The 17681-nt window shown below is 75.1% G+C and carries 18 protein-coding genes; 9 read left to right on the forward strand and 9 right to left on the reverse strand.

The annotated features are described in order from the left end of the window. Positions 1-28: 28 nt before the first annotated feature. Positions 29-496 (reverse strand): SRPBCC family protein, encoded by a 468-nt coding sequence (locus tag ABEA04_RS17945; RefSeq protein WP_345461853.1) that lies wholly within the window; start codon positions 494-496, stop codon positions 29-31. 64 nt (positions 497-560) lie between these two features. On the opposite strand from ABEA04_RS17945, the gene ABEA04_RS17950 reads away from it, so the two are divergent. From ABEA04_RS17950 to ABEA04_RS17965, 4 genes are all read left to right on the forward strand, one after another. Further along, positions 561-1430, forward strand: a complete 870-nt coding sequence (locus tag ABEA04_RS17950; RefSeq protein WP_345461856.1) for an EamA family transporter — start codon at positions 561-563, stop codon at positions 1428-1430. A gap of 275 nt (positions 1431-1705) precedes the next feature. Further along, positions 1706-1969, forward strand: a complete 264-nt coding sequence (locus ABEA04_RS17955; protein WP_345461858.1) for a hypothetical protein — start codon at positions 1706-1708, stop codon at positions 1967-1969. A gap of 69 nt (positions 1970-2038) precedes the next feature. After that, positions 2039-2962 carry an alpha/beta fold hydrolase gene (locus ABEA04_RS17960; RefSeq protein WP_345461861.1) on the forward strand — a complete coding sequence of 308 codons (924 nt, stop codon included), beginning with the start codon at positions 2039-2041 and terminating at the stop codon, positions 2960-2962. Further along, complete coding sequence (locus ABEA04_RS17965; RefSeq protein WP_345461864.1) at positions 2959-4149, forward strand: PQQ-dependent sugar dehydrogenase; 1191 nt, start codon at positions 2959-2961, stop codon at positions 4147-4149. The genes ABEA04_RS17960 and ABEA04_RS17965 overlap by 4 nt, the downstream gene beginning before the upstream one ends. A gap of 220 nt (positions 4150-4369) precedes the next feature. On the opposite strand, the gene ABEA04_RS17970 is transcribed toward ABEA04_RS17965, so the two are convergent. The 4 genes from ABEA04_RS17970 to ABEA04_RS17985 form a co-directional block, all read right to left on the reverse strand. Then, a complete protein-coding gene (locus ABEA04_RS17970) occupies positions 4370-4765 on the reverse strand; it encodes a VOC family protein (protein WP_345461867.1) in 396 nt (131 codons plus the stop codon). After that, positions 4762-5187: a VOC family protein gene (locus ABEA04_RS17975; RefSeq protein ID WP_345461872.1), complete on the reverse strand. Its 426-nt coding sequence runs from the start codon at positions 5185-5187 to the stop codon at positions 4762-4764. The genes ABEA04_RS17970 and ABEA04_RS17975 overlap by 4 nt, the downstream gene beginning before the upstream one ends. A gap of 65 nt (positions 5188-5252) precedes the next feature. Beyond that, positions 5253-5885 carry an HAD family hydrolase gene (locus ABEA04_RS17980; RefSeq protein ID WP_345461875.1) on the reverse strand — a complete coding sequence of 211 codons (633 nt, stop codon included), beginning with the start codon at positions 5883-5885 and terminating at the stop codon, positions 5253-5255. Further along, on the reverse strand, positions 5882-6685 hold the full coding sequence (locus tag ABEA04_RS17985) for a 3'(2'),5'-bisphosphate nucleotidase CysQ (RefSeq protein WP_345461878.1): 804 nt from the start codon (positions 6683-6685) through the stop codon (positions 5882-5884). Before ABEA04_RS17985 ends, ABEA04_RS17980 begins: the two co-directional genes overlap by 4 nt. A gap of 24 nt (positions 6686-6709) precedes the next feature. Here ABEA04_RS17985 and ABEA04_RS17990 point away from each other — a divergent pair, with 24 nt between their 5' ends. Beyond that, a complete protein-coding gene (locus ABEA04_RS17990; RefSeq protein WP_345461880.1) occupies positions 6710-7690 on the forward strand; it encodes a lytic transglycosylase domain-containing protein in 981 nt (326 codons plus the stop codon). Between the two features lie 115 nt (positions 7691-7805). Here ABEA04_RS17990 and pth read toward each other — a convergent pair whose 3' ends face one another. Together pth and ABEA04_RS18000 are read right to left on the reverse strand one after the other, a co-directional pair. Next, a complete protein-coding gene (gene pth / locus ABEA04_RS17995; protein ID WP_345461882.1) occupies positions 7806-8399 on the reverse strand; it encodes an aminoacyl-tRNA hydrolase in 594 nt (197 codons plus the stop codon). Between the two features lie 140 nt (positions 8400-8539). Continuing rightward, complete coding sequence (locus ABEA04_RS18000; RefSeq protein ID WP_345461885.1) at positions 8540-9232, reverse strand: 50S ribosomal protein L25/general stress protein Ctc; 693 nt, start codon at positions 9230-9232, stop codon at positions 8540-8542. A gap of 197 nt (positions 9233-9429) precedes the next feature. Between ABEA04_RS18000 and pepN the strand changes: the two genes are divergently transcribed. The 3 genes from pepN (at position 9430) to ABEA04_RS18015 (ending at position 14609) form a co-directional block, all read left to right on the forward strand. Beyond that, positions 9430-11862 (forward strand): aminopeptidase N, encoded by a 2433-nt coding sequence (pepN, locus tag ABEA04_RS18005; protein WP_345461888.1) that lies wholly within the window; start codon positions 9430-9432, stop codon positions 11860-11862. Positions 11863-11911: 49 nt separating this feature from the next. Then, the gene (locus tag ABEA04_RS18010) at positions 11912-12700 is read left to right on the forward strand and encodes an isocitrate lyase/PEP mutase family protein (protein ID WP_345461890.1); all 789 of its coding nucleotides are present in this window, start codon (positions 11912-11914) and stop codon (positions 12698-12700) included. Between the two features lie 64 nt (positions 12701-12764). Next, entirely contained in the window at positions 12765-14609 is a 1845-nt protein-coding gene (locus ABEA04_RS18015; protein WP_345461891.1) for a glycerophosphodiester phosphodiesterase family protein, read from the forward strand. Here the strand turns inward: ABEA04_RS18015 and ABEA04_RS18020 are convergent. Further along, on the reverse strand, positions 14596-15780 hold the full coding sequence (locus ABEA04_RS18020; RefSeq protein ID WP_345461894.1) for an MFS transporter: 1185 nt from the start codon (positions 15778-15780) through the stop codon (positions 14596-14598). The two genes, ABEA04_RS18015 and ABEA04_RS18020, sit on opposite strands and share 14 nt — an antisense overlap. Positions 15781-15845: 65 nt before the next feature. Between ABEA04_RS18020 and ABEA04_RS18025 the strand changes: the two genes are divergently transcribed. Then, positions 15846-16580: an ArsR/SmtB family transcription factor gene (locus ABEA04_RS18025; protein WP_345461896.1), complete on the forward strand. Its 735-nt coding sequence runs from the start codon at positions 15846-15848 to the stop codon at positions 16578-16580. A 105-nt stretch (positions 16581-16685) separates the two neighbouring features. On the opposite strand, the gene ABEA04_RS18030 is transcribed toward ABEA04_RS18025, so the two are convergent. Then, positions 16686-17666: a ribose-phosphate diphosphokinase gene (locus ABEA04_RS18030; RefSeq protein ID WP_345461898.1), complete on the reverse strand. Its 981-nt coding sequence runs from the start codon at positions 17664-17666 to the stop codon at positions 16686-16688. Positions 17667-17681: the final 15 nt, after the last annotated feature.

The raw sequence follows: 17681 nt of genomic DNA on the forward strand, positions 1-17681 counted from the left end.
TCGAGGATACGGCGGGCCGGCGGCGGGCTCAGGCCTCGGCGACCTCGGTGAGACGCGCCAGACCGCGCTCGACGTCGCGTCCGAGGACGCGGTCGACCGGCACCACGCGGCCGAGGACACCGAGGACACCGAGGACGCCGGTGCGGCGGCCCGTCGTCCGCCAGGTCACCTCGGTGCCGCCCCGGCGGGGCAGCAGCCGGAAGACCGCCTGGTCGGTGGCGCGGAACGGCCGCTTGAGCACGAGCAGCAGGTCGACCTGCTCGGGCGTCGATCCGGTGATCTCCATCGAGCCCCGCCCGGCCCGGCGGTTGCCCGACCACGCGTACCGGGCGCCGACGCCGCGCTCGGGGCCGGTGTAGCTGCGCTCGAGGTGGGGGTCGGCGTCCTCCCAGGGCGACCACGAGCGCCACTCGCGGAGGTCGTCGACCAGGCGGTGCACCAGAGCCGGGTCGGCGTCGATCGTGGCCGACCGGCTGACGGAGAACGTCGTCGCCACCGCGGCATCGTGGCACAGCCCTCACCCGCTCGGGTGACGGCCGGGGCCTCACTAGCCTGCGCAGGTGCGATCCCCCGTCGCGTCCGTGACGCCGCCGCCGGTCGTGCTGGTGCTGCTGGGGATCACGACGCTGCAGGTCGGTGCCGCGGTGGCCAAGACGCTCTTCGACGAGGTCGGCCCGACGGCGCTGGTGTGGCTGCGGCTCGCCGTCAGTGCGCTGGTGCTGCTGGCGCTGACGCGGCCGCGGCTGCGCGGGCTCGCGGGCCGCGACTGGCTGGTGGTGGCGGGCTTCGGCGCCTGCCTGGCCACCATGAACTGGGCGATCTACCAGTCGTTCGCGCGCATCCCGCTCGGCATCGCGGTCACCATCGAGTTCGTCGGCCCGCTCACCGTGGCGCTGCTCGGCTCGCGGCGGGCCCGCGACCTGGTGTGGGCCGGGCTGGCCGCGCTCGGGGTGGTGCTGCTCGGTGCCGAGCGGGCCGACCTCGACCTCGTCGGCGTCCTGCTGGCGGCGCTCGCCGGCCTGATGTGGGCGGGCTACATCCTGCTCTCGGGCGCGGTCGGACGGCGGCTCGAGGGCCTCGACGGCCTCGCCCTGGCCAGCGGGGTGGCGGCGCTGCTGCTGGCGCCGGCCCTGCTGGTGGCCGACAGCGCGGGCCTGGCCGACCCCCGCGTGCTGCTCCTCGGCGCCCTCGTGGCGCTGCTCAGCTCGGTGGTGCCCTACAGCTGCGAGCTGGTCGCGCTGCGCACGATGAGCCCGGCGGTCTTCGGCATCCTGATGAGCCTGGAGCCGGCCGCCGCGGCGCTGGCCGGCATCGCGGTCGTCGGCGAGACGCTGCAGCCCCTGCAGTGGCTGGCCGTCGCGTGCGTCGTGGTGGCCAGCGTCGGGGCGACGCGGCGGGCGGCGGCCGTGGTCGCCCCGGTGCCGGACTGAGACGTCGTCGGTGGTGGACGACGGGTCGGGTCGGCGTCGTCCGTGCGGGGTTTCGAGGCTCGTCGCCGGGGCTCCTCGCACCTCGACCATCGTCGGGGGACTCGTGCGGGGCGTTCCCCGCGAGCGCCCGGTGGTCTCGACGACCGCCTCGCGCGGGCGCTCGGCCTGCCCGACCATCGGTGGGTGGTGCGGGCGCAGGAGTCTCAGGCTCAGTTCACACGAATGTCACGCGAGGCCCATGTCGCCGACGGCTCCGGCGGCGTAGCGTCGTCGTCATGCTCGGGACCCCGCCGTTGACCTCGCCGTTGCGCGTGCTGGTCCGGCGCCTGCACGACTGGCCCGTCGCCTCGCAGCAGGTCGCGCGACGCAACGCGATGGTCGCCGCCACCGCGTGCGCGCAGCGCCGCATCGAGCGCGAGGACGTCGCCGACTACCTCGCCGGCGACGACGCCGACGCGCCGGACGCCGTCGACCTGACGGACGACGCGCCGGTGTCGCCCCCGGTGGTCGTGCTGCCGGCCGTCGCCGACGGCCGCTGACCGACTGACCGGGGGGCCCGACCGCGCGACGGCGGCATCGTCCTGGGCCGGTGGGGCAGGATGACCGCCATGTCGACCTCAGCCCCGGCGTCCCGCGAGAGCACGGCGTCCGGTCCGGTCTTCCGCGACGTCCGCTCCGACGACGGCACCACGCTGCGCGCCTGGACCAACGACCCGCACGGCGCCATCGACGGCCCGACCGTCGTGCTGTGCAACGGCCTCGGCACCAACCCCTGGTGCTGGCCGGCCCTGCTCGAGCCCGACTGCGGCGTGCGCATCGTGTCGTGGAACCACCGCGGTGTCGGCGGGTCGGACCGGCCGCGCGACCCGAGCCACGTCGAGATCGCGCACTTCGTGCAGGACGGCCTGTCGGTCATGGACCACTTCGGCGTCGAGCGCGCCGTGCTCATGGGCTGGTCGATGGGCGTCAACACGATGTTCGAGCTGGCCGTGCGCAACCCCGAGCGGGTGGCGGGGCTGTTCGCCGTCGCCGGCGTGCCCGGCGACACCTTCGCCACCATGCTCGGCGCGCTGCACCTGCCCCACGCCGTGGCCCGCGCCCTGACCGTCAACGCCTCGCGCATGCTCAGCGTGGGCGGCGGCGTGCTGACGCCGATCGCCCGCCGGCTGCCGGTCGGGCCGAAGTTCATCGCCGCGCTGTCGCACTCCGGCTTCATGCTGCCGGTCGAGGACCCCGAGAACGCGGCGCGCGCCGTGGCGGAGTTCCTCACCACCCCGATCGACTGGTACTTCCACCTCGCGCTCAGCACCTCGCGGCACGCACGGGTCTCGTTGAGCTCGGTGACCGCACCCGCCATGTTCGTGGCCGGCCGCTGGGACGTGCTCGCCGGCGCCCGTGACATGGCCACCGCCGCCGAGCGCATGGCCGACGGCGAGTACGTCGAGCTGCGCGGCAGCCACTTCCTGCCGATGGAGCAGCCCGAGCAGGTGCACGAGCTGCTGCTGCGCTTCCTCGACCGGGTCGCGTCGTGAGGCGGCTCGCCGCGGCGACCACCGCGCTCGGCCTCGCCGCGGCGCTCGCCGCGTGCGGCGGGGACGACGAGGGCGACGCCGGCGGCTCACCGTCGTCGTCGCCGTCGTCGGAGGGGACGTCGGCCGCCCCGGACCCGTCGGGGTCGACCTCGGCCGAGCCGACGCCGTCCGACGAGCCGTCGAGCGAGGCGCCGTCGTCGTCCGCGCAGCCCGACGGCCCGCCCGAGGTGGTCTCGACCGTGGTCACCGGGCTCGCGGCGCCGTGGGGCCTGGACTTCTTCGCCGACGGCGACGCGATCGTCACCGAGCGCGACAGCCGCCGCGTGCTGCGGGTCAGCCCCGACGGCGAGGTGACCGAGCTCGGCGTCGTCGAGGAGGCCGCGCCCGACGGCGGCGGGGCCGAGAACGGCCTGCTCGGCGTGGCGCTCTCGCCCGACTTCGAGCAGGACCGCTGGGTCTACCTCTACCTGACCACCGCGACGGACAACCGGGTCGTGCGGGCGAGGCTGGACGGCGACCGGCTCGGCGAGCCGGAGGTGCTGCTCGACGGCATCCCCAACGGGTTCATCCACGACGGCGGCCGGCTCGAGTTCGGCCCCGACGGGCTGCTCTACGTCTCGACCGGCGAGTCGGGTGAGCCGTCGCTGGCCCCCGACCGCGACTCGCTCGGCGGCAAGGTGCTGCGGCTGACGCCGGAGGGCGACCCGGCACCGGGCAACCCGTTCGACTCCCCCGTCTTCTCCTACGGCCACCGCAACGTGCAGGGCCTGGCCTTCGACGACGCCGGCACGCTGTGGTCCTCGGAGTTCGGCCAGGACGCCTTCGACGAGCTGAACCGCATCGAGGCCGGCGGCGACTACGGCTGGCCCGCGGTCGAGGGCGAGGGCGGCGGGCCGCAGTATGTCGACCCGCAGCAGGTGTGGCCGACGTCCGACGCCTCCCCGTCGGGGCTGGCCTACGCCGACGGCGCGCTGTGGATGGCGGCCCTGCAGGGCGAGCGGCTGTGGCGGGTCACCGTCGACGGACGCCGCGCGGTCGACCCCGAGTCGTTCTTCGTCGGGAAGTACGGGCGGATGCGCACCGTCGCCGTCGCGCCCGACGGGACGCTGTGGGTGACGACGTCGAACCGTGACGGCCGCGGCGACCCGGCTGACGGGGACGACCGGATCCTGCAGGTGCGGCCCTAGCGTCGAGGGTGCGTCGGGGCCCTTCGACAGGCTCAGGGTCCGTGGGCCCTTCGACAGGCTCAGGGTGCGTGGGGACCCTTCCATCGGCTCAGGGTCCGTGGGGTCGCGCTGGCCGTGGAGGGCCGGTGGTCTCGAGGCTCGTCGCCAGGGCTCCTCGCACCTCGACCATCGTCATCCCGCGGTGGCCGTGGCTCGTCGCACCTCGACCGTCGTCGGGCCGTCAGCCGGCGTCGCGCTCGGCCTGCGAGCGGAGGACGCACATCTGGTTGCCCTCGGGGTCGGCGAGGATCACCCAGCCGGTGCCGGGGCCGTGGTTGCCGCGGTGGTCGGCGACGAGGGCGGCGCCGTGGGCGAGCAGCCGCTCGACCTCCTCGTCGCGGGTGCCCTCGCGGGGCACGACGTCGAAGTGGATGCGCTTGGCCGGGAGGTCGGCGTCCGGGACCTCGATGAACAGCAGCCGGTGCTCGGTGCGGGGGTCGCGGATCATGCACTCCTCGTGGCCGGGCTCGTTGGGGTCGCCGTCCATGTCGACGTAGCCGAGCACCGGCTTCCACCACTCCGAGAGCGCGTAGGCGTCGTAGCAGTCGATCGTGGTGTGGCTGATGTAGGAGGTCATGCCTGCTCCCCGTCGGTGGCGGCGGCGAGCTTGGCCAGCTCGTCGTCGGTGAAGGGTCGCAGCACGCAGAACTCGTTGCCCTCGGGGTCGGCCATCACCGTCCAGCTCGGCGACTGCTCGCGGGAGGACTGACCGACCTCGACGCGGGTGGCGCCGAGCCCCTCGAGACGGGCCACCTCGGCCTCGCGGTCGTCGGGACGCAGGTCGAGGTGCAGCCGGTTCTTCCCGGTCTTCGCGTCGGGCACCCGGAGGAACAGCAGATCGGGCGCCACGCCGTCCTGCGGGCTGCCGGCCGGCGGCTCGAGCGCCACCTCGTCGGGACTGTCGAAGGTGCGGCGCCAGCCCAGCGCCTCGGCCCAGAAGCGGGCGAGACGGTCGGGGTCGGCGCAGTCGAGGTCGAGGCACTGGATGGTGAGGCTCACGACCTCGACCCTCCCGCCACTGCCCCCGGGGTGTCGACCGGTTTCGCGCGCGGGTCGGGGGCGGGTCAGGAGCGCGGTGCGGGGTGCACGCCGTGCTCGGCCATCGCGGCCTCGAGCACGTCGAGGCCGTCGAGGAAGGTCCAGTGGACGGCGGCGAGACCGACCGAGCGGGCGTTCTCGACGTTGCCGAGCACGTCGTCCACGAACAGCACCGTGGCCGGCTCGACGCCGATGCGCTCGACGGCGAGCTCGAAGTAGCGCGGGTCGGACTTGGTGACGCCGAGCTCGTGGGAGTAGCACGAGGTTTCGAACAGCTCGTCGTAGCCGAGCTCGGTGCGCATGTAGGCGCCGCGGTGCTGCTCCTGGTTGGTGCCGAGGTGGACGCCGTAGCCCGCAGCACGCAGCCGGTGCACCAGCTCGATGGACGACGGCACCAGCTCGATCGAGTGCCAGACCGCCTCGAAGACCTCCCGCACCGGGACGTCGACGTCCCACGCCCGCAGCTGGTTCTCGAGGTGCACGAGAAAGTCGCACTCGCCGCGCAGGCACGGCTCCTCGTCGCTCCACGAGGCGCGCATGAACGCCTCGGCGCGGTCGCCGAGCCAGGGACGGACGCCCTCGAACCAGCCGCCGGGCAGGTCCTGCAGAACCCCGTCGGCGTCGAGCAGGACGTGCTCGACCGTGGGCCGCCCGCTCACACCCCGTGCTCGGCGATCCAGGCCAGGATGCGGTCGGCCAGCTCGGGGCGGCAGACCACGAGGTCGGGCAGGTACACGTCGTCCTGGTTGTAGCGCAGCGGGCTGCCGTCGACGCGGCTGGTGAACAGCCCGGCGGCGCGGGCCACGGCGACCGGGGCGGCGCTGTCCCACTCGTACTGGCCGCCGGCGTGCACGTAGGCGTCGGTGACGTCGCGCGCCACCGAGATCACCTTGGCGCCGGCCGAGCCCATCGCCACGAGCTGGGCGTCGAGCTCGGTGGCCAGCCCGTGCACGAACTCGGGCGGGCGGCTGCGCGAGACCGCGATGCGCGGCGCCTCGCTGGTGCTCGGCGGGACGACGGGCGGCGCGCCGGTGTGGAAGGTCTCGCCGAGCGCGGCCTGGCCGACGGCCGCCGCGACGAGGTCGCCGTCGCCCGTGGAGCCGTCGCCGGCGCCGCGCTGCCACAGCGCGACGTGCACGGCCCAGTCGTCGCGCGGGGGCTCGGAGAACTCGCGGGTGCCGTCGAGCGGGTCGACGATCCAGACCCGGTCGGCCTGCAGGCGGGCCTTGTCGTCCTTGCCCTCCTCGGACAGGACGGCGTCACCCGGCCGGTGCTCGGCCAGCAGCCGCATCAGCAGCTCGTGGGCGGCCTGGTCGCCGGCGTCCTTGAGCGCCCGGCCCTCCAGGCCCTCGCTGCGCACCTCGAGCAGCCGGCGTCCGGCCTGCTCGGCCAGCCAGGCCGCCAGGAGGTGGTCGTCGGTGGCGGCCTCGGGGGGCGCGGGAGTGGGGTCGAAGGTCACGGCGGCCACCGTACGCTGGCGGCCATGCGCTCCCGCACCGGGCGCGCGGCGGCTGCGGCGGTCGCCGTCGTCCTGCTCCTCACCGGTTGCTCGGGGGCCGACCCGAGCGACGAGGACGACGCCGCGCGGGGTGGCGCCGAGGGCGCGACGACCGGGCCCGGCACGCCGTCCGACGCGGGCCCGGGGCGCCGGACGCCGCGGCTGCCCGCCGTCCTGGCCGAGGCGCTACACGGCGAGCCGAGCCGCGCGCGGACGCCCCGGCAGGCCGTGCGCCAGGTGGTGGCGGCCGAGCTGGCGATCGCGGACGACGGCACCGGCCCGCCGGCGCTGGCGGCCGCGGCGCGGGTGCAGCAGGTGGCCTACCGGGTGCTCGGCGAGCGGCCGGCGTGGGACGCGCGGGTGCGGCGGCTGCTGCCCGACGACCTGCGGCGCGTGGTGGCCGACAACGTGGCCTCGCGCCGCGAGTTCCGCTCGATGCACACCTCCGACCTCAGCCGCACCGTGCCCGCGTGGCGCATCGTGGCGCCCGTGCCGGCGCCGCGGCTGCGCGGCATCTTCCGGGTCGCCGAGCGACGGTTCGGCGTCGACTGGGAGTACCTGGCCGCGGTGATGCTCGTCGAGACCGGCATGGGCCGCATCCGCGGGACGTCGGTCGCCGGCGCCCAGGGGCCGATGCAGTTCATCCCGACCACGTGGGCCGCCTACGGCCGCGGCGACATCGACGACCCGCGCGACGCGGTGATGGCGGCGGCGCGCTACCTGCGGGCCCGCGGCTTCACCGAGCCCGGTGGCGTCGACCGGGCGCTGTACTCCTACAACAACCACCCGGCGTACGCGCGCGGCGTACGGCTGCTGGCCGAGGTGATGCAGCGACGTCCGCGCGCCTATCTGGCCTACCACCACTGGGAGGTCTACTACCTGACCGCGCGGGGCGACGTCCGGCTGCCGGTCGGGTACGCCGAGCGGCGTCCGGTGCCGGTGGGTCGGTACCTGGCCCGCGGCTGACGGCCGGCGGGGACGTCACTGACCGTTGCGACTACTGGCATGCGCGGAGCATCGCTGCCCAGAAGGCACAACGGTCGGTGACAACCGCGGGTCGGCGCGTCGGCGGGTCGGGGGCTCAGCGGTTGAAGCGCTGCTGGGTGCGCTCGAGGCCGTCGAGGACGAGCGACTCGACGGCGTCGGCGGCGGTGTCGACCTGGAAGGGGAGCTCCTTGCGCTCGGCGCCGGAGTAGCTCGACAGCACGAAGTCGGCGACGTCCTGGCGGCCCGGGGGGCGGCCGATGCCGGCGCGGACGCGGTGGAAGTCGCCGGTGCCGAAGGACGAGCGCAGCGACTTCAGGCCGTTGTGGCCGTTGTCGCCGCCGCCGAGCTTGACCCGCAGCGTGCCGAACTCGATGTCGAGCTCGTCGTGCACGGCGACGACCCGCTCGTAGGGCACCTTGTAGAACGAGGTGAGCGTCTTGACCGGCCCGCCGACCTCGTTCATGTAGGAGCGGGCCTTGGCGAGCACCACCCGCGGCGCGGGGACGCCGGGCGGCCCGAACCGGCCCTCGACGACGTCGGCGCGGCGCGAGGTGTGGGCGCGGAACGGCGAGCCCATGCGCCGGGCCAGCTCGTCGACGACGAGGTAGCCGACGTTGTGCCGGTGCCCGGCGTAGGACGCGCCGGGGTTGCCGAGGCCGACCACCAGCCAGACGTCGCCGGTGCTCATGTCGGCCTCCTCGGCTCGTGCGGACTCGGCCGCGCGCGGGTCGTCCTCACGCGGCGGGCCGCCGCGGCCCGGAAGGGCCGCGACGACCGGTGAGACCAGCCGGCCCGCGTACCACCGCAGCCGGCCGGCCGTCGTCCGGATCACTCCTCGTCCGAGGAGCCCTCGCCCTCGTCGGTCGAGCCCTCGCCGTCGGCGGCGGCGGCCTCGGCCTCGGCGGCCTCCTCGTCGGACTCGTCGCGCTCGATGCCGGCCTCGGCCTCGGCGGCCTCGAGCTCGGCCTCGAGGGCCTCGGCGGTGACCTGCGCGGTGACGTTGACCATCAGCGTGTCGGGGTCGGTGAGCAGGGTCGTGCCCGCCGGGATGGCGAGGTCGGAGGCGAGCACCTGGGTGCCGACCTCGGCGCCCTCGATGCTGACCTCGACCGACTCGGGGATGTTGGTGGCCTCGGCCTCGAGCTGCACGGTGGAGTTCTCGGTGACCACGAGGGTCTCGGGGGCGGCGTCGCCCTCGACGAGGACCGGCACGTCGACGGTGACCTTCTCGCCGCGGCGGACGGCGACGAAGTCGACGTGCTCGAGGGTGCGGCGGATCGGGTCGACCTGCACCTGCTTGGTGAGCGCGAGGTGGGTGTCGCCGTCGACCTCGAGCTCGAGCAGCGCGTTCGCGCCGCCGTGCTTGAGCGCCATCATGGTGGCGTGGCCGGGCAGCGTGAGGTGGACCGGGTCGTTGCCGTGGCCGTAGATCACGGCCGGCACCTTGTTCTCTCGGCGGATGCGGCGCGCGGCGCCCTTGCCGAACTCGCTGCGGGCCTCGGCCTGGATCTTCTCGGACATCGCTGACTCTCTCGTCTCGCTCGGGGTGGCTGGCGGGCCTGGCGGCGAGGACGAGCAGCGGCACGGGACGCACGTGGCGTCGGGCCCTGTCGATCACGGAGCTGACCGCTCCCTCGCCGAGGCAACCCCAGAACCTTACGGGACGTCGGCACGGCCGGCCCAATCGGACGGCGGGGCCGCCACCTAGGCTCGCCGCCGTGAGCCTGACCCTCGCCGAAGCCCGCGCCCGCGCGGCCGCCGTCTCGCACGTGGCCTACGACCTCGCCTTCGACCTCACCCGGCCCGAGCGGGGCGACTACGGGCTGCGCGCGACGGTGGCCTTCGCGTGCCGCGAGGACGAGACGTTCCTCGAGCTCGTCGGGGCGCGCGAGGTGTCGCTGGTGCTCGACGGGCGGCCGGTCGAGCCCGACTACGACGGCGCGCGGCTGCGGCTGCGCGGTCTCGCGGGGCCGGGCTCGGCCGGCGAGCACGAGGTCGTGGTGACGGCCCGGCTGCCCTACGTCACCGACGGCGACGGCATGCACACCTTCACCGACCCGGCCGACGGGGCGAGGTACGTGTGCGCCTACGTCGGCATGGACGTCGCGCAGAAGGTCTTCCCGTGCTTCGACCAGAACGACCTCAAGGCGCCGTTCACGGTGCGGGCGAGCACCGACCAGGGCGTCACGGTGCTGGGCAACGGCCGGGCGAGCCGCGACGGGGAGGACGGGGACGTCGTCCACTGGTCGTTCACCACGACCCCGCCGCTGCCGCCCGCCATGTTCGTGGTCGGGGCCGGCCCGTGGCACACCCGGGCCTGGGAGCACGCCGGGCTGCCGTTCGCGTGGCACTGCCGCGCCTCGCTGGCCGCCGAGCTCGACCGTGACATCGACGAGCTGCAGGCGACGACGAACGCGTGCTTCGACCACTACGCCGGGCTGTTCGAGGAGCCGATGCCGTTCGACTCCTACGAGCAGGCCTTCGTGCCCGGCCAGAACTGGGGTGCGCTCGAGACGCCGGGCTGCGTGACCTACCGCGACGAGCTGCTGCCCCGCGGCCGCACCACCGACCGGCTGCGCGCCAACCGGGCCACCACGATCGCCCACGAGATGGCCCACATGTGGTTCGGCGACCTCGTGACGATGACCTGGTGGGAGGACACCTGGTTGCAGGAGAGCTTCGCCGACTACATGGGCTACCGCGTGGCCGAGGACGCCGCGGGCCACGCCGGCCGGCTGGTGGCGTTCGAGACCACGCGCAAGGTGAACGCCTACAACGCCGATGCGCGTCGCTCGACCCACCCGGTGGCGCCGCTGGCCGACGACGTGCCCGATGTCGACGCCGCGGCCACCAACTTCGACATGATCAGCTACGCCAAGGGCAACGCCGCGCTGCGCCAGCTGGTGGTGTGGCTGGGTGACGAGACCTTCCTGGCCGGCGTGAACCGCTACCTGTCGCGGCACCGCTTCGGCAACACGGTGCTGGCCGACTTCGTGGCGGCTCTCGACGCGGCGTCCGACCGCGACGCGGTGGCGTGGGCGCAGGCGTGGCTGCGCTCGACCGGCTTCGACACGGTGCACGTGCGGCGCGACGAGGACGGCGTCCCCGTGCTGCGGCGGGCGGGCACGCGGCCACACCGGCTGTGGGTGGCGGCGTACGACGACGACCTCTCCCCCGTCGGCGGCGAGCTGGTCGACCTGGCCGACGACGAGCCGGTGCGGCTCGACGCGCTGGCCGGCCGGGTGGTGCTGCCCAACGCCCGCAGCGACACCTACGCCCAGGTGGCGCTCGACGACCGCTCGGCGTCCGCGTTCGCCGACGGCTTGCCGCGGCTGGCCGACCCGCTGGCGCGGGCCGTGGTCTGGGGGTCGTGGTTCGCCGGCGTCCGCACGGGTGCGCTCGGCGCGGAGGACTACCTCGGCCTGGTCGCGCGCCACCTGCCGCGCGAGACCGAGCCGATGATCGTGACCTCGGTGGTCAACCGCACCCTCACCTCGGTGCTGGCGACGCGGGTGCCGGCCGACGCGGCGCCGGCAGCCGTGGCCCGGCTGGCGGAGGCCTTCGACGAGGGCCTGGCCGCCGCCGGTGACGACGAGCTGCGGCTGGCCTTCGTCGAGGGCCTCGCGGCCACCACCCGCGACGCCGGCCGGCTGCGGCGCTGGCTCGACGCCGACGCCGCCGACGGCGTCGCCTGGTACGCCGCCCTGCGCTGGTCGGTGGTGGCGCGTCTGGCCGCCATCGGCGAGGCCGACGCGGCGTTCGTGGAGGCCGAGCGGCGCCGCGACGGCACGGTCGACGGCGAGCTGGGCGCGGCGCGGGCCCTGGCCGCGCGCCCCGGCGCCGACGCCAAGGCCGCGGCGTGGGCCGCGGCCACCGAGCCCGACGTCTCGAACCGCCGCTTCCAGTGGGTGATGCGCGGGCTGTGGGACGTGGAGCAGGCCGCCGTGCTGGCGCCGTACGTCGACCGCTACCTCGCCGCCGCGCCCGGCCTCGCCGAGCGCGGTCAGGCCTTCGCGCAGGCGGTGGGCGGGGCGTTCCCCGCCGTCCACCTCGACGCGGCGCAGCTCGCGGCCGTCGAGCAGGCGCTGGCCGGGGTGTCGAGCACGATCCTGCGGCGGGACTGGGAGGACGAGCTCGACGACCGGCGGTGACGCGGCCGTCGTCCCTCACGGCGTTGACGGGGTGACTAGCGTCGAGCGCATGAGCGCAACCGACGAGACGCGACGCAAGGGCACCGAGCTGCTGAGGCTCCACGAGGCCGACGAGCTGCTCTCGGTGGTCAACGTGTGGGACGCGGTCTCGGCCCGCACCGTCGCCGCCGTCGAGGGCACCCGGGCGCTGGCCACGGCGAGCCACTCGATCGCGGCGTCCTTCGGCTACGAGGACGGCGAGAACATCCCGGTCGCGCTGATGCTCGAGCAGGTGGGCCGCATCGTGGCCGCGACCGACCTGCCGGTCAGCGCCGACCTCGAGGGCGGGTACGGCGACGCCGCCGAGACGGTGCGCCGGGCGATCGGCGTCGGCGTCGTCGGCGCCAACATCGAGGACCAGATGAAGCCGCTCGACGAGGCCGTGCGGCAGGTCGAGGCGATCATGCGGGTGGCCTCCGAGGAGGGCGTCGACTTCGTGCTCAACGCCCGCACCGACGCCTTCGTGCTCAATCGCGAGGGCGACCCCGACGAGAACCTGGCCACCGCGCTCGAGCGGGGCCGTGCCTTCCTCGACGCCGGCGCGCCGGTCGTCTTCGTGCCCGGCAAGCTGACCGAGGCCCAGATCGAGACCCTCGTCGAGGCGTTCGGGCCGCGGCGACTGACCACCATCGGCATCCCCGGCACGCCCTCGTCGGCCTGGCAGCAGGAACACGGCGTCGCTCGCATCTCCTACGGCCCGCTCTCGCAGAACGTGGCGCTGACCGCGCTGCAGCAGCTGGCCGAGGACGTCGAGCAGCGCGGCGGCGGCATCCCCGAGGGCACCCGCATCCTGAACTGAGGCTTCGCCGGGGGGCCACGTCGGCGTCACCCGGACGTCGTCCGCGCTCGGTTGGCTGGACCGCATGGTCTCTCGGAACCGCACCGCCCTCGCGGGCGCGCTCGCCGCGCTGCTCGCCGTCCCGCTGCTCACGCCGTCGCCGGCGCAGGCCGCGCCGACCGGCACGACGCGTCCCGAACGGGCCGAGCGGCCCGAGCGCGGGGGCAGGCCCTTCGACCTCCAGGCCCACCGCGGTGGGCTCGGTCTGACCGTCGAGAGCACGCTGGCCGGCTTCGACCGGGCGCTGCGGCTCGGCGTGAGCACGCTCGAGCTCGACGTGCAGATCACCGAGGACGGCCGCGCGGTCGTCACCCACGACCGGCAGGTGCAGGCCCGCACCTGCGCCGACACCGCCCCGGCCACCGCCGGCGATCCCGAGTGGCCCTACGTCGGCACGTACGTCAACACCCTGAGCCTCGACCAGGTGCGCACCCTCGACTGCGGCTCGCGGCGGCTGCCGGCGCACCCCGGCGCCCGGCTCGACCCCGGCGCCCGGATGCCGCTGCTGAGCGAGGTGCTCGACCTCGTGCGCGCCTACGAGGACGACGAGGTGATGCTCAACATCGAGACGAAGGTCGAGGCGGGTGCCCCGTCGGAGACCGCCCCGCGCGAGCAGTTCGTGCAGGTGACCGCCGCCGAGGTCGACGCGGCGGGCCTGAGCGACCAGGTGAGCATCCAGAGCTTCGACTGGGGCGCGCTGATGCGGATGCGCGAGGTGGCCCCCGAGCTGCCGATCGTGGCGCTCACCAACCGCGACTTCCTGCAGGCCGGGCAGCCCGGCGCCAGCCCCTGGCTCGGCGGCATCGACATCGACGACTTCGGCGGCGACCTGGTGGCCGCCGCCGCGTCGTTCGACGCCGACGCGATCTCACCCGTGCACGGGTTCCCGCAGGACGGCGCGGTCGACGACGCGGACTACGAGCCCTACGTGACCCGCGCGATGGTGCGTTCGGCGCACCGGGCCGGGCTGCGCGTCGTCCCGTGGACCGTCGACGACGTGCCGACGATGCGGGCCCTGGTGGGTCTCGGCGTCGACGGCCTGATCACCGACTACCCGAACCGGTTGCGGCGGGTGCTGGCCGAGACGGGTCACCGGCTGCCGCCGGCGCTGCGCCCGCCGTCCCAGGCGACCGCGCTGCCCGCGGCGCACGCCCACAACGACTACGAGCACGCCCGGCCCCTGCGCGACGCGATCGAGCAGGGCTTCACCAGCGTCGAGGCCGACGTGTGGCTCGTCGACGGTGAGCTGCTGGTGGCCCACGACCTCGAGGACGTCGTGCCCGGCCGCACGCTGGAGTCGCTCTACCTCTCCCCGCTCGAGGGCCTCGCCGCCATGAACCGCGGTCCGGTGATCGCGGGGCACCGCCGTCCGCTGCAGCTGCTGGTCGACGTGAAGTCGGAGGCGTCCGCCACCTACGCGGCGCTCGACCGGGTGCTGCGGCGCCATCCCCGGCTGCTGACCTCGTGGGACGCCACCGGTGAGCGGCCCGGCGCCGTCTCGGTCGCGGTCAGCGGCAACCGCGACCTGCCCGCGATGGCGGCGCAGCCTGTGCGCTGGGCGGCCTACGACGGGCGGCTCGAGAACCTGTACGGCGGCGCGTCGGCCGGCCTGGTGCCGCTGATCAGCGCCAACTGGTCGTCGGTGTCGGCCTGGACCGGCACCGGGCCGTTCCCGGCCGCCGACCGGGCCCGCCTGCGCCGCATCGTCGAGCAGGCCCACGACGAGGGCCGCCGGGTGCGCTTCTGGGCCACCAACGACTCGCCCGGCGCGGCGCGGCGCGCACTGTGGACCGAGCTGCGGCGAGCCGGGGTCGACCACCTCAACACCGACGACCTCAGCGGTCTGCGGCGGTTCCTCACCCGCCGCTGACGGCGCCCGCGCCGGGGGCCGGCACGCGCCGTCCGAGGGTGACGACGGCGAGGGACGCGACAGCCACGACGAGGGCGACGACCAGGGCCGTCGTCCCGCCGCCGATGGCGCCGAGCAGGTAGGGCGCAGCGAAGCCGAGGTAGGTGAGGGCGTAGAAGACCGCGACGGTGGCGCCGCGCTCGGCGGGGGCGGCGAGGCGCTCGGTCTCGCGCAGCCCCGAGACGAGCACGCAGCCGTAGCCGGCGCCGAGCACGGGCCCGGCCACGAGCAGCAGCAGGCGGGCGTCGAGCTCGAGGACGACCACGCCCAGCCCGCAGCCGAGCACCGCGAGCAGCAGACCGACCTGGCCGGCGAGCAGCACGCGGCGCTCGTCGAGCCGGCGGGCGAGCGGCTGCACCAGCACGCCGGCGCCGAGGGTGAGTCCGCTGAGGACGCCGGTGAAGGCGAGCGCGCCGGGCTGCGGGCCGGTGAGCTCGGCCGGCAGGTAGGCGAAGGAGATCGCGGCGGTGGCGAAGACCCACGGGGCGGACGGCGCCACCGCGAGCACGAAGCGGCGGCTGCGGGTGACGGCCGGCACGCGCAGCAGCGGCGGCCGCGGCCCGGTGCGCGCCGGCGCCGGGCCCGGCACCGGCCACAGCAGGACGACCGCGACCACGCCCAGCACGAGGTGCGGGACGTAGGGGACGACGAGCGGCGCCGGCGACCACTGCGCGACGAGTCCGGTGACGAGCGGCCCGACGCCGAACCCGGCGCTCAGCGCGACCGCGGCCCGGCGGGCGGCGGTGCCGGGCGCCTCGTCGACCGACAGCTCGGCCACCCAGGCACTGGCGGCCGCGAAGACGATTCCGGAGCAGACACCGGCCAGCAGGCGGCCCGCGGCGAGCCCCGGCGAGGACCGCTCGAGCACCAGCAGCAGCGTCGCCAGCGGGGACGCGACGACGGCGGGCAGGACGACGGCGCGGCGTCCCCACCGGTCGGAGGCGGCCCCGCCGACCAGCAGCGCCGGCACCAGGCCGGCGGCGTAGACGCCGAACAGCACCGCCCGCACCTGCGTGGAGGTGCCGAGCTCGTCGCGGTAGGCCAGCAGCATCGCGGTGAACTGGTTGGCGCCCCAGCCGACCGCGAACATCGCCAGCGCGACGCGCCGCCAGTCGCTGCCCGATGACCTCATGGCCGCCACGCTAGGCCGCCGACGCTTCAACGCCGGTTGAAGGGTCGCGGGACTACGGTCGCGTCATGAGCGATCCCGCGCCGTCGCAGGCCGTGGCCGGGCTGGGCGCGCTGGTGGGCGACCCGCACCGGGCGGCCATGCTCCTGCGCCTGGTGGAGGGCGAGGCCGCCGCGGCCGACCTGGCGGCGGTGGCCGGGATCTCGCCGTCCCTGGCCAGCGCGCACCTGCGACGGCTGCTCGACGGCGGGCTGGTGGGCGTGCAGGCACGCGGCCGGCGGCGGTTCTACCGGCTGGCGTCGCTCGAGGTCGCGCAGCTGCTCGAGTCGATGCAGCTGCTGGCGGCGCAGGGCGGCCCGGCGCCGCTCGGCTCCCTGCGCGGCGAGCGCGGCCGACGGCGGCTGCGGCGGGCGCGGCTGTGCTACGACCACCTCGCCGGCGTGCTCGGCACCGGCGTCACCGACGCGCTGGTGGCCCGGGAGGCGCTCGCGCGGCGCGCCGGGTCGCTCGTGGCGGGGCCGGCGGCCGCCGCCGTGCTGGCCGAGGTGGACGTCGACCTCGACGCGCTCGTGGGCGCACGGCGTCCGGCGGTGCGGGAGTGCACCGACTGGACCGAGCGGCGTCCCCACGTCTCGGGCGGGGTCGGGGCCGCGGTGGCGGACGTCGTCCTCGAGCGCGGGTGGGTGCTGCGGCGACCGACCTCGCGCGGGCTCGACGTCACCGCCGACGGGGCCGCGGGGCTGCGGGCGTGGCTGGGGCTCGACGTCGCCGCGCTCGAGGGGTGGGTGGCGTCGGCGTCCTGAGCCCTTCGACAGGCTCAGGGTCCGTGGGTCGGGTGGCCGTTGATCTCACGAGGTCTCGAGGCTCGTCGCCAGGGCTCCTCGCACCTCGACCATCGTCGCGACCGGCTATGCGTGACCGTCGAACATCGAGGTGACCGAGCCGTCCTCGAAGACCTCGCGGATGGCGCGGGCGACCAGCGGCGCGATCGAGAGGCAGGTGAGCTTGTCGAACTCGCGGTCGGGCGGGATGGGGAGGGTGTCGGTGACGACGACCTCGACGGCCGGGGAGTTCTTCAGCCGGTCGACGGCGGGGTCGGACAGGATCGCGTGGGTGGCGGCGATGACCACGCCGGCGGCGCCGTCGGCCATCAGCGCCTCGGCCGCCTGGGCCACCGTGCCGCCGGTGTCGATCATGTCGTCGACCAGCACGCACATGCGGCCGCGGACGTCACCGACGACGCGGTTGGCGACGGTCTCGTTGGGGCGGTCGGTGCGGCGCGACTTGTGGATGAAGGCGAGCGGGGCGCCGGACAGGCGGGCCGACCAGCGCTCGGCGACCTTGATGCGGCCGGCGTCGGGCGAGACGATCGCGAGCTTCTGGTCGCCGTACTTGGCCTGCACGTGCTCGGCGAGCACCGGCAGCGCCATCAGGTGGTCGACGGGGCCGTCGAAGAAGCCCTGCACCTGGTCGGCGTGCAGGTCGACGCTGATCAGCCGGTCGGCGCCGGCGGTCTTGAACAGGTCGGCGACCAGGCGCGCGGTGATGGGCTCGCGGCCGCGGTGCTTCTTGTCCTGGCGTGCGTAGCCGTAGAAGGGCATGACCACCGTGATGCGCTTGGCCGAGGCGCGCTTGAGCGCGTCGACCATGATCAGGTGCTCCATGATCCACTCGTTGATCGGCGCGGTGTGGCTCTGGATGACGAACGCGTCGCAGCCGCGCACCGACTCCTCGTAGCGCACGTAGATCTCGGAGTTGGCGAACTGGTAGGCCGCCATCGGCACCAGCGGCGTGCCGAGGATCTCGGCCACCTCCTCGGCGAGCGCGGGGTGGGCCCGGCCGCTGAAGACCATCAGGTTCTTCTCGGTGGTCTTCTGGATTCCGGTCACGCGGACTCCTGGTGC

Origin of the sequence: Nocardioides marinquilinus, from assembly GCF_039543705.1 — a bacterium.
Classification (GTDB): Bacteria; Actinomycetota; Actinomycetes; order Propionibacteriales; family Nocardioidaceae; genus Nocardioides; species Nocardioides marinquilinus.